This is a genomic window from Clostridium guangxiense, from assembly GCF_021043395.1.
Lineage (GTDB): Bacteria > Bacillota > Clostridia > Clostridiales > Clostridiaceae > Clostridium_S > Clostridium_S guangxiense.
The window spans coordinates 25741-37612 of record NZ_JAJNKE010000039.1 but is presented as its reverse complement, the minus strand read 5'-3'; the positions used below and the strand labels follow the sequence as shown (position 1 = coordinate 37612).

The following is an 11872-nucleotide window of genomic DNA, read 5'->3' as shown; positions in this document are numbered from 1 at the left end:
ACATATAAACACATCCTTCTCTTATCTATATTTTAATGTGTTCGGTCTTTCGTGTCTACAATATTATACTAGCACCATAATGCTGAAGGAACTATTTAAAAAAATTCTAATAAATCTTAACTTAAGAATCATAAAATACTTAGAGTTTTAAATCTGTTTGAGCTTTGCGAGTTATTGAAAACTCTTAGAATTTTATGATTTTTAAGTCTTAGATTTATAGAGCTTTTTTAATGTGACGAGGCATTATTACTTCGCATTAAGTTCATTCCAGTATCCTTTATTAGCTTCAATTAAATCCTTTAACAATTCTTTAGCAACATCAGTATTTACAACAGTACGATTTAGTACTAGCGCCTGTAATGCTTTTTGATAGCTGCCCTCTAAGCAGGCATCTACTGCTAACTTTTCATATGCATACTGATTTTCCATAAGTCCTTTATAAAAAGTTGGTATGCTTCCTACAGCTAATGGTTCAACTCCATTACTTCCAACGCGGCATGGAACTTCAACCATCATACCAGATGAAACATTCTCAATAGCTCCCTTATTTTCTGTAATTGTTAAGAAAATTTCATTTGTATTATTAGCAATCGCTGTTGCTAAATCTACTATATACTCAGCATGACATCCTACATCACTAGTAATCTCATACTTAGTGCCGCGCATTTTTCCCAATGATATAATCTTATTCATCCTATCATAAGTTTCTTTTTCATTCCCATCCATTACTTCATTAGCTCTTGTATATTCTGGGTTTTCTTTTTTTGCCATCTTAGCTGGATATAAATAATATTGTAAATACGTGTTTGGTAAATATTCATCATAATCATTTATCATCTGGCTCATAAATTCAAAAGTTGATTTCCATGATTTTTCCTGGAAAAGTGGCTCTGTTTGTACATCTACCGGGGTCTTGAGTATTTCTCTCAGCTTAGGTAAATAATCTTTTCCTGTCTTCTTGTCCAAAACATGCGTAAACCATCCAAAATGATTAAGTCCAAAATATCTTGGTTCTAAGTCTCTTCTACCTACTCCAAGTACACTTGCATAAATCTCCATAATTGCAATTGGCATATCACAAATATTAATAATGCGATAATCGTTAGGAAATACTCTTTTCGTTGCTTCTGCAACAATTGCAGCGGGATTAGAGTAATTTAAAATCCAGCATTCTTTGGAGTAAGTTCTAATATCCCTTACTAAATCTATAACAGCTGGAACACTTCTTAAACCATATGCAAATCCTCCAGCTCCACAAGTTTCCTGACCAAGGCAGCCATGCTTAAGTGAAATTTTTTCATCTTTTTCACGCATCTTTAATCTTCCTGCACGAATTTGCATAAGAGCAAAATCTATATCCTCGAATGCTTCTTTCTTATCAGTAGTCCATACTATTTCCTCTAACTCTGGATAATACTCTTTAAATAGTATTTTTGCATACTCACCAACTACCTCTTGACGTTCACTCTCAATATCATATAGTACAATTTTTCTCAAAGGGAATCTTTCCTTTTGATTACATAACATTGCAAGCATATCTGGTGTATAACGACTTGCTCCACCAACTATACAAATTGAATATTTTTTCATTTTACATCGCTCCTTTTTTTGTGTTTAATAAATCAACAAGCTTTTCCTTTGAATCTTCTACAGTCATTCCAATGATAATTTGTACATTGTTTCCTTTAATAACAACACCTTTTTGCTTACCTTTACTTATTATTTCTTTATTTACCTTACTAACATCCTCTACATCAATTCTTAAGCGTGTAAAGCAGTTATTTACCTCTACAATATTATGAACTCCACCTAAACCTTCAATAAATAGTTCAGAATCTTGGTCACCACTGCCACTTTCTAAAGCAGCGCTGCCATCTGCTTGAATGTTAATTTTACTGTCAAAAGTTTCTTCTCTACCAGGTGTCTTAATGTCTAATTTTCTGATTAAGAAAACGAATACAAAATACCATACTACTGCCATTATAATTCCCACTATAAAGAAGATATATATTTTTGAAAGCTTTGGACTTATTACGGAGTTACAAACTATTGTATCCAATAATCCGTAAATTGAATATGTCCTTGAACCTAGTATCCATAGAAGCATTTCTGAAAAACCAGTAAGTAAACCATGTACTAGCCAAAGCAAAGGTGATATGAAAAGAAATGAAAAATCAAGAGGTTCTGTAATACCTGCTACCATTGCAACGAAAAGTGATGGAATAAGTAATCCCCTTACAGCTTTTTTATTTTGTGGTTTTGCAGTTTTTATCATAGCAAGAACAATACCTGCACTTGCAAAGATTTTTGCAAATCCAAAGGTTGCAAATCTTATTGATGGATCAATTGCTGTTAAATGAGCACTATTACCCATTTCAGCGTAAAAAATGTTAACCGCTCCTTGTGCAGCTTTACCAGCGACATTTAAAGTTCCACCAATTCCAGTGAAGCAAAACGGCATCCATAATAAATGATGTAAACCGGTTGGTATTAAAAATCTATTACCGAATGCATATACGAATACACCAAATGCACCTGCACTCTTCATAAATCCAGATAGTGCATTAATTCCATAATTTACTACAGGCCATACATAACTAAGCACAATTGCTAATATTAAAGTAACTGGAATCATAACTATAAACACAAATCTTGATCCACCATATACTCTAAACATATCCCCAAATTGTACATCAGATAACTTGTTAAATACATACCCAGTAATACATCCTAGTATTATTCCTAAGAAAACATTCATATCTACTACTTGAAATCCCAAAACAGTATTTTGTCCTGTTCCAAATAAGCCCATAGCCCCCGGCTTAGCTAGCATATTTTGTGATGTAAGCCAAGCATTATTACTTGCTAAAAACATGATATAAACGATTAAACTAATGATAGCTGCATCAACTTTTTTCTTCTTTGCAAATGCTGTTGTAAGTCCAACACAAAAGATAATAGAAAGATTATTTAGCATAGCATCCATCATCTTTTTTAAAAGCATACCAATAAAAACTATAAATGATGGCATAAAACCAAGCTGCATAATAACAGCTACCGCAAGAGCAATTCCCATAACTGTTAAAAACATAACTGGTTGTACTGCAGCTTGTGAAAATTTTTGACCTAATAATAATAATTTTTCCCTCATGATTAGTACCTCCTCCTTTTATTTATTTACAATATACCCTAGTTTATTCTCACTAGCAATACAGTTTCCATCGTTATGAAAATGTTTACCCAAAGTGAAAAAGTTCACTCTAAAAACAGACATAAAAAAAACTGATAGCAAGGATTATCACAAACTTTTTTGCATATTAATCCGTATTATCAGTTATTTTTATTTATATATTCCCTTAATCTTCTTTTTCAGATAAATATCTTTTAGAATATTCACTTAGCGCTAATTCTATCAAAATTATAAGGTTAGCAGTAAATAAATTTGGCAAGTAATGCTCCCTATCTGATTTTATACCAGCTATCTCCAGTGTCACATGAGATATTTTTGCCAGCGGTGAATCTTTACTAGCAGTAAAAGCTATCACTTTAAAATTATTTCTAATGGCCTCGTTAACCTTTTCAATAATCTCAGCCCTATATCCTGAATAAGAAAAAAACAAGTATAACCCAGATTTGTTATTTTTAAAAGCTTCATAATGATAACTACTAGCTGCATCAAATCCAAATATCAACAGCTTTTGTAGATAATATTCTCTAGCACTATCACAAACCCCTAACGAATCCAAATATATCTTTTTATCTTTAAATTCCCTTAATGCCTCTACAAGTATATTAATATCATCCTTTAAGTGCTCATTAACACCTATGCCGCCGCTGTTACTAGAAAAATCTAATTTTAATGAGTTATTAGCAGCAGCAAGAATAGTATAATACATTTCGCTGTATCCACTATATCCGAGTTTTTTTGATAACTTTACTATTGCTGCTTTTGAAACAAAACACTCCTTTGCTATTATATCTATCCCAACTTTTTCATTTTTATTAATATAATTTTGTACTTTGTTTAAAATTATTTTTTCAAGTTCTGTTAACACTACATTATTCCCCATTTATAAACACCCTCTGTTCATAAAATGCATTTTCTATTAGTATACCATTACAGTAGCATTTAATCTATATTCTGATAACCAAGTGCTTCTCCAGCAATTAAAATGCTGACTAAAAACAATATTTAATTAGTATATGGTGATTCAAAAATAGACTTATGGTAGAAATATCAAACAAAGTCTTACAAAATAGCGGAAAAGTTAATTGATAAAAAACCTATTGCATTAATAGCCTTAGTCCTGCAATGTCATTATTTAAACAATTGGTTAGTGAAAGTTTTAACTGAATTGATATAAGCATAAAATGTAACCTTACCATTATTCATTATCTTTATGTCGATTCCACAATTTCATAGTTGGAACCAAAGTTTTGAGTAAATCAACACCACTTTTATTGCTAATTGTTTTGTCAATTAACCCGTCTAGTAATTTGTTATCTAATTTATTAACAAATGAATCCAATTCATCATTACTCAAATTCTCGAAAAATCTTCTTAAAACAAGGGAATTATTGTAGTTTTTAAATAGAGGTTTTACTAGCTTCTCATATTTGCCTAGACCACATAAATCATTGGCTGCATAAATACCAGTTAATATTGATGCAAACTGTCCAAATCCAAGCCCAGGTGAAATCGTGCCGAAGCAATTTCCAACAAAATAAGTATTGTCGATAAAGGGCTTACCGCATATGCCCATCATATATCTTGTAATTTCAAATCTATCTGTCACAATAAGATCTTGGTCTAATTTACTACATGCTTTATTATAAAATGTTTCCCACATCTCATTTATATCTAGTTTTATATTACTTGGATAATCAGGATAAGCAATAACTAAATTAGCTTCCTCTTCTGAAAAAGGTATAAGCCATGCATACCCTTTGGGAATTACATCGTAATCAAACCATGCATAAGCAATATCGGTAAAAAATTGCCCTGTAACTGTTACCCCTTTAATTGTACAAGTGAGATCGCATTTATAATTTCCCAATTTAGTTGCATATGCTCCATCTCCTGGTGCCAATATTACATATTCAAAATCCTTGCACAGTTGCTCATACTCATAAGTAGAGTTAAAGATTATCTTAGAGGTTACTTGCTTTTCCAATTGACATTCGTATGAATCTTTATGTCTTCCTCTAATATTTACATATCCAATATTACCATCAATACTCCCTACACTATTTTGAGAATAAACGAACAATTTATTAATCGTATCTGTAGGCACTAACGGTATATCGAATTTTTCTTTCAAGTATTTTAATTCATCTTTAACAGGTCTATTCAATATGCTAAATGTAGCCTCACCATTAACAAATCTATCTCCAACACAGTTTCTTTTTTCAAAAATCGTAGGCTTGATACCGTACTTTTCTAAAGTTATCGCACAAGAAAGACCAGACAAACCTGCACCCATAATTGCAATGTCCATACAAACACCTCCAATTATAGGCTTTTATTATTATACAGTTTTTATTCATAATGTATTTTTATTTAAAATTCTTCATATACTTTTGGATCTTGAGCATTTTGTTCTTCCATAGAAGCTGTAACTCCTAATATAAAGGTGCAAAATTCTGGATTAGTATTGAAAAACTCAAGATGTCCATTGATTGCATCTGTTTATTTCCTTTAATTAAAAGATGAAAAAAATGCTCAGACAATTGAAATATCTAAGCATTTTACAATTTTTCAACCAAGATTTATTAGGACTTTTTTAAATCGTTCCTTCAGCATTGTTACTTCGCTCCCACGGTAGTTCAAGGAAAAAATTAAGTTTGAAAGTTTTTCATAGTGAAGCGGAGAAAAACTAACCTTAACTTGTCACTTGTCCTTTGTCACTGTTTTTCAGTTCACAATTTGAATACTTTGTAAAACTATAAGTCTCCTAGTGTCGCTACCATAACTGCTTTTATAGTGTGAAGTCTATTTTCTGCTTCGTCAAATACCATTGAATATTCACTTTCAAATACTTCATCTGTAACTTCAAAAGGTTCAATTTCAAATTTATCATAAACCTCTTGTGCATCTTTGGTATTTAAATCATGGAATGATGGCAAACAATGTGTAAACTTCACATTTGGATTCTTAGTCTTCTTTATGAGTTCCATATTTATTTGGTAAGGTTTTAAAATACTGAGTCTCTCTTTCCATATGTCATCATCTTCCCCCATGGATACCCATATATCATTATATAAAACATCTGCATTTAATACAGCTTCATCTACATTATCAGTTATTGTTATGTTTGCACCTGTTTCTTTCGCAATATCCATACACTTTTCAACAAGGTCTTTGGCCGGATAAAGCTTTTTGGGCGCTGTAATTACAAAGTTCATACCCATTTTTGCAGCACCAATCATAAGTGCATTTGCAACATTGTTTCTTCCGTCACCGCAATATACTAATTTCACTTCATTTAATGGTTTATTAACGTTCTCCTTTATTGTAAGAAAATTTGCAAGAGTTTGAGTTGGATGATCAGTATCCGTTAATCCGTTCCACACAGGTACTCCAGAATACTTTGCTAGAATTTCAACATTTTCTTGCTCAAATCCTCTATACTCTATCCCATCGAACATTCTTCCGAGAACTCTTGCACTATCTTTTATAGATTCTTTTTTTCCTATAGGACTTCCTACTGAACCTATATAAACAGGATGTGCTCCCTGATCATAAGCAGAAATTTCAAATGAGCATCTTGTTCTAGTAGAATCTTTCTCAAATATAAGTGCTACGCTTTTGCCTTTTAAATATTGTTTTTCACAACCATTATACTTATCTTCCTTTAGTTTTTTAGCAAGCTTTAAAAGATAATCTATTTCTTCCGGACTATAATCTAAAAGTGTTAAAAAACTTTTATTTTTCAGACTAACCATAGAAAAACCCCCTATTTATTTTACTACTATGTTATAATTATTCATCTATATGAATAATTATAACACTATATGCATAAAAATTCAATAGTATTCAATAAAAAAGACACATGTTTTCATGTGCCTCCTTATAAATATACCATTATACTGCTTTGCGCCAATAGTGTTTATTACCCCTGAAAGATTATTTATACTATTAGTTAAATTTTCAAGCTTGCTTTCAATTCTAACAAGAAGATATATTGATACAGCTATTGGAAATCCAACATTGCCTATTAATCCAACAAGATTATCCATATTAACACTTCCCTTCAATAGGGAAATATGCTTAAATTAGGCTATGTTCTAAAAACTGTTGATAAAAATTTATATCATTAATATCAATATTCTTCTAAATAAAGCCTAAAATATTACTCACCATATTCATCAATAATTTTTTCAGCTATATTTTTTATAACACTAGCTTGTGCCACAAGATTCATTACAATTAAAAATACTAGGATTCTTTCTTCATCCTTTGAGTCAAGATTAAATTTTTTTATAATTTCCATTAGCTTAGTATTATTTAAATGCTGATCCTTAAGCATAGTCTCAAAATAACTGTTTTGAACATCAGAAAATACTTCATAGGCTTGTTCCCATGATATTATATCGTCACTTCTATCATTTATATCGTTAAACGCAAGGCTAAAAACCTTCTTAATTTCATCAGTTGTAAGGACTGGTCTCATATAGCTTAAAAGCAATAATTGTGCAATATGGTCTTTAGTGTAACCTTTCTTCTTTCCATCCTGAGGCTTAGATATAACACAGCCCTTTATATAATTTTGCACTATATTTTTGGTGTATTTTTCATTTTCAAACTTATCATTTAAAAAATCAATGACTTGAGATAAAAATAAATCAAGTTTAGGTAGTTCATCATAGCTTATAGTACTATTTTTTGATATTTGTTCAGCTAATTTCTTCATAGTATCCATATAAGATTTATTGGCCATCCTATTTCGCCTCCTTTATTACAATTCTCATAATTACATTATAAGTTATACATAACCTTATTACAAGTTATTTTTACCCATAATTATAGAAAGTCAAAGAAAAAATGAGCTATATTAAGATTATATCATAGTTTTTAGGACAAGCAGTTTCCCTTATTGCTAAATGAGTTTATATTTATATTGTAATATAGTATTAAATATCATATAATAAATACATACTTTGAAATTACAGATAATAATTTAATAATGTATGTAATTTAATATATAATAATTATATATTAGATTTAGGGGGTGTTTAAAATTAAACACAAGAAAATTATATTATCCTTTTTAATATTCTTTGTTTTTATTTTAGTAAATGTAGTAAATCCAAATTCCATTTACTTTAAATCAACTGAAAAATATGGAACAGTATATGCAACTCCAAGAGGAGGCTTTCACTCTGGAAGTTTTAGCAGCAGTCACTCGAGCTCAAGTGGAGGATTTAAATCAGGAAGCTTTAGTAATTCTTCAAAAAGCTCTAGTTCAAAATCATATAATAGTGGTTCAGGTACCAAAAACTACAGTTCAGGCAGCAGTTGGCAATCGACAAAAAGAAGTTATATTCCAATACCTATCCCAATACCCTTTGGCCACAGCAGCTATATGGGTAGAAGTTATTACTATGGAGGCAGCTTAATATCTCATGTATTAAAGTTTATATTATTAATAATAGTTGTAATTTTTATATATAACTATTTAAAGAGACGTAGAAGATAATGGATATAGTAAATAATATGTTGCTTCTAGAATTGAAGTTACATATTTAAAGTAAATTTAATTTCACAATAATGTAATCGAAAATAAATTAATTAGGAGGATACAATTATGGGAGTTTTTAAAAGATTATCAAACATGATGAGGGCAAAGGTCAACAATAGTTTAGACGAAATGGAGAATCCAATAGAATTACTTGATCAAAAGATAAGAGATATGGAGGAAAGTCTCAATAAAGCAAAAGTTTCTTCTGCACAAATTCTTGGAAATGTTCACGAGATTGAAAAGAAAATGGAAAGAGCAAAATTAGAATCATCAGATTTTGATGCTAAAGTAAAACTTGCAGTACAAAAAGGCAATGATGAGCTTGCAAAAAAAGCACTTCAAAAAAAATTAGATGCTGATAAACAGTATGAATCTCTTTCAAAAAGCTATGAAGATGCATCTAAAAAAGCTACAATGATAAAAGAAAAATTAAGAGATTTGGAAGAAGAAATTGAAAAGACTAGAGCTTATAGAGATGAGGCTGCCGCAAGATATAATAATGCAGAAGCCACTAAACAAGTAAATGAAGTTCTTTCAAATGTAGATGCAGGTTCAAACAAAATAAATCTTGACGACATAGAAAGAAAGATTGAAAAGAAAGAAGCTCTTGCTGAAGGACTCGGAGACTTACAACAAGATACATCTTTAGATAAAGAATTTGAGGAATTAGAATCTGTAAATCTTGATGATGAACTTGCAAAATACAAAAATACCAACAAATAAAAAGATTATGTTTTAAATAAGTGTAAATATCAACACTTATTTAAAACATAACCTTAAATTAAAATAGTGGGGGTCTTCTATGAGTAAAACAGAAGAATTTATATCAAAAGAAAAAGAATTTTACGGAAAAATCTATTCAAACATTGCTTTTGCTATAGATGATATTTCCGGCATAATTGATGAAAAAGACTTTAAAAATAGAAAATATACATCAAAACAGCCTATCCTTGATAAGTATATAGAGCTTCTAAATTCAGCAGAGTCTGAAAACAAAAATAAAAATAAGGGTTTCTTTAAAAATCTATTTAAAGATGATAAATATATAACTTTACTTGAAGGATATAAAGCTGATCACAGAAATGAACTAAATCAACTTGAAGACTGCTGTAATTGTCAATGCTTAAAATGTACTGCGGAATGTAAATTTGACAGCTGCAATAGATGCAGTGATAGAGGAATAGTAGCTTATTGTGATCATTCAAGAACAAATGTAGTAACATACAAAAATAGAATTTTAAATCTAGTAAATAACGACACTGGTATGGAAGATAGATATAATGTACTTGCTGTAGTTCAAGATGCATTAAATGACAAAAGATATATATTAATAGAAAGCATATCAAATTCTGAAAGATTTATACTATATTATTATCCTGGAATAAGGGAAGATTCGTATAGTGAAATAACAAATGAAGAAGACTTCAATTTTGCTGCTGAAGCTTATGATAATCTTTAGAATTGGTGCACAGTTTACAATACACAATTAATAAATCTGATTCTGTTGCTAAAAACTCTAATATTAACAACAGGATCAGAAATATAATAATTTCTATATTATGTATTGGTAAATCCATTATCTCAATTCCATTTGTTATATACAATTCTTAGAACCATTTGAGTATTTGGTCATATTTAAAGTTATCCACAAAAGTCACGATTTTGTCCACAGAAATTGTTAATAACTATTGGGGAAAACTAAACATTTTCATATATGATTTAAACCTATCCATAGTTTTTATACACATAATCAACATTATTCACATTTAAGTTATCAACTATTACATTTTTTATTTCTTTGTTCTAAATAAATGTCGATTTTTATAATTCTTTAAAACAAAACATTCTTTGGTGCTATTTAATATAATTTTCATATTCAATAAACATAGATTTTATAAAATCTCTATACTCATTTTTTTCATTTTCAACATCAAGATACATTTTTGTAGCATATACATCACAAAATGATGCTATAATTAAATACGGTGACTTTTCTTTAAATTCATCAAAAAAATTGTAAAACTCATTTTTATAATCCTTAGTATTTTTCTTAAATATGCTTAATGGATACATGTGATTTTTAACTATGCAACATACAAGTTCTTTGCCAACGGTTGAAAATCCTAAATTATCGCAAACTTTTGTGATTATATTAAATCCAGCTATATCATGTCCCTTAAAACTTATCTTGTCACCATCTTTTTTATAACTTTCGTATTTTCCTATATCATGAACAAATATGCCAAAAGCTAAATAATCTAAAGCATCGTAGTCTCCACTATTCCTCTTTAAACTATCTAAATTAACACCTTCGATTTTAAGATATCCTTTTTGTATATCCTTAAAAACATGATATGCAGTATTCATATGCGTAAAAGCATCTACTGCATGATATCTACATTTACCAATCTTTTTAAGCTCATCTACATATGGAATTAATTCTTTAAGCACGTAAAATTGATCTGCAAGCTCAAAAAAAACTCCACCTTCATCATTGTGTATTGTACTCATTACCTCACTTTCAATTAGGTTTGGAGAACAATTAAGTATATTATTTGCCTGATTTCTTATATTAACTTCAGTATATGCGCTAAAATGCATTCCATATTTTATATAAAATCGTATTGCCCTAAGTATCCTTATTGGATCATTTTTTATGCTTTCATTATTGACTTCTTGTATTATTCTTCTTTTAATATGGAGTCTTCCTTTAAATGGATCAATAATTTGGTTATTTTTAAGATTAATGCATATTGAGTCCATAGTAAAATCCCTACTAGCTAAATCATCCTCTATCGTATTTCCTTTCGCTTTTTTTATATTCAATATTTTACCTTCATAAGTCATTTTATATTCTTTAAGATTATTGTCAAATGAAAGGATTACATAACCTTTAGCTTTAAGTTTTTCTATGAATTCTTCTATATTATTTTTTATTATTATATCTAAATTTTTAGGTTCATATTTTACTCCTATAAGTTTATCCCTTATATATCCTCCGACCATATATACATCTAAGTGTAAAACTTCTGCAATAGCTTTTATATCTTTTATAACTTTCATCAAATCTACCACCTCAGAATAATTATATCATATCTTATAAAGTTATATTTTAATCATGCTTGACAAGA

The 11872-nt window shown here is 29.7% G+C and carries 12 protein-coding genes; 3 read left to right on the top strand and 9 right to left on the bottom strand.

The window, feature by feature from the left end:
- Positions 1-246 precede the first annotated feature (246 nt).
- From LQK79_RS17245 to LQK79_RS17210, 8 genes are all read right to left on the bottom strand, one after another.
- On the bottom strand, positions 247-1590 hold the full coding sequence (locus LQK79_RS17245; RefSeq protein ID WP_231017312.1) for a 6-phospho-alpha-glucosidase: 1344 nt from the start codon (positions 1588-1590) through the stop codon (positions 247-249).
- A 1-nt stretch (position 1591) separates the two neighbouring features.
- The gene (locus LQK79_RS17240; RefSeq protein WP_053240751.1) at positions 1592-3151 is read right to left on the bottom strand and encodes a PTS transporter subunit EIIC; all 1560 of its coding nucleotides are present in this window, start codon (positions 3149-3151) and stop codon (positions 1592-1594) included.
- Between the two features lie 205 nt (positions 3152-3356).
- Positions 3357-4070 carry a MurR/RpiR family transcriptional regulator gene (locus tag LQK79_RS17235; RefSeq protein WP_053240752.1) on the bottom strand — a complete coding sequence of 238 codons (714 nt, stop codon included), beginning with the start codon at positions 4068-4070 and terminating at the stop codon, positions 3357-3359.
- 315 nt (positions 4071-4385) lie between these two features.
- Positions 4386-5498, bottom strand: a complete 1113-nt coding sequence (locus tag LQK79_RS17230; RefSeq protein ID WP_231017311.1) for an NAD(P)-binding protein — start codon at positions 5496-5498, stop codon at positions 4386-4388.
- Between the two features lie 62 nt (positions 5499-5560).
- On the bottom strand, positions 5561-5680 hold the full coding sequence (locus LQK79_RS21235) for a PTS system mannose/fructose/sorbose family transporter subunit IID (RefSeq protein WP_084756821.1): 120 nt from the start codon (positions 5678-5680) through the stop codon (positions 5561-5563).
- A 263-nt stretch (positions 5681-5943) separates the two neighbouring features.
- Complete coding sequence (argF, locus tag LQK79_RS17220) at positions 5944-6945, bottom strand: ornithine carbamoyltransferase (protein ID WP_053240753.1); 1002 nt, start codon at positions 6943-6945, stop codon at positions 5944-5946.
- A gap of 81 nt (positions 6946-7026) precedes the next feature.
- Complete coding sequence (locus LQK79_RS17215; RefSeq protein ID WP_231017310.1) at positions 7027-7239, bottom strand: YvrJ family protein; 213 nt, start codon at positions 7237-7239, stop codon at positions 7027-7029.
- 113 nt (positions 7240-7352) lie between these two features.
- Positions 7353-7940: a DUF1836 domain-containing protein gene (locus LQK79_RS17210; RefSeq protein WP_053240754.1), complete on the bottom strand. Its 588-nt coding sequence runs from the start codon at positions 7938-7940 to the stop codon at positions 7353-7355.
- A 291-nt stretch (positions 7941-8231) separates the two neighbouring features.
- Between LQK79_RS17210 and LQK79_RS17205 the strand changes: the two genes are divergently transcribed.
- The 3 genes from LQK79_RS17205 (at position 8232) to LQK79_RS17195 (ending at position 10200) form a co-directional block, all read left to right on the top strand.
- Positions 8232-8699, top strand: coding sequence for an amino acid permease (locus tag LQK79_RS17205; protein ID WP_231017309.1), 468 nt, complete (start codon positions 8232-8234; stop codon positions 8697-8699).
- 108 nt (positions 8700-8807) lie between these two features.
- On the top strand, positions 8808-9464 hold the full coding sequence (locus LQK79_RS17200; protein ID WP_053242733.1) for a PspA/IM30 family protein: 657 nt from the start codon (positions 8808-8810) through the stop codon (positions 9462-9464).
- Positions 9465-9543: 79 nt separating this feature from the next.
- Positions 9544-10200: a DUF1292 domain-containing protein gene (locus tag LQK79_RS17195; RefSeq protein ID WP_231017308.1), complete on the top strand. Its 657-nt coding sequence runs from the start codon at positions 9544-9546 to the stop codon at positions 10198-10200.
- A 395-nt stretch (positions 10201-10595) separates the two neighbouring features.
- On the opposite strand, the gene LQK79_RS17190 is transcribed toward LQK79_RS17195, so the two are convergent.
- On the bottom strand, positions 10596-11804 hold the full coding sequence (locus LQK79_RS17190; RefSeq protein WP_231017307.1) for an HD domain-containing protein: 1209 nt from the start codon (positions 11802-11804) through the stop codon (positions 10596-10598).
- Between the last annotated feature and the right edge of the window lie 68 nt (positions 11805-11872).

Excerpts from the sequence above, each read along its gene's own strand:
- LQK79_RS17245 (WP_231017312.1), bottom strand. The coding sequence starts at position 1,590 with ATGAAAAAATATTCAATTTGTATAGTTGGTGGAGCAAGTCGTTATACA.
- LQK79_RS17240 (WP_053240751.1), bottom strand. The coding sequence starts at position 3,151 with ATGAGGGAAAAATTATTATTATTAGGTCAAAAATTTTCACAAGCTGCA.
- LQK79_RS17235 (WP_053240752.1), bottom strand. The coding sequence starts at position 4,070 with ATGGGGAATAATGTAGTGTTAACAGAACTTGAAAAAATAATTTTAAAC.
- LQK79_RS17230 (WP_231017311.1), bottom strand. The coding sequence starts at position 5,498 with ATGGACATTGCAATTATGGGTGCAGGTTTGTCTGGTCTTTCTTGTGCG.
- argF (WP_053240753.1), bottom strand. The coding sequence starts at position 6,945 with ATGGTTAGTCTGAAAAATAAAAGTTTTTTAACACTTTTAGATTATAGT.
- LQK79_RS17215 (WP_231017310.1), bottom strand. The coding sequence starts at position 7,239 with ATGGATAATCTTGTTGGATTAATAGGCAATGTTGGATTTCCAATAGCT.
- LQK79_RS17210 (WP_053240754.1), bottom strand. The coding sequence starts at position 7,940 with ATGGCCAATAAATCTTATATGGATACTATGAAGAAATTAGCTGAACAA.
- LQK79_RS17200 (WP_053242733.1), top strand. The coding sequence starts at position 8,808 with ATGGGAGTTTTTAAAAGATTATCAAACATGATGAGGGCAAAGGTCAAC.
- LQK79_RS17195 (WP_231017308.1), top strand. The coding sequence starts at position 9,544 with ATGAGTAAAACAGAAGAATTTATATCAAAAGAAAAAGAATTTTACGGA.
- LQK79_RS17190 (WP_231017307.1), bottom strand. The coding sequence starts at position 11,804 with ATGAAAGTTATAAAAGATATAAAAGCTATTGCAGAAGTTTTACACTTA.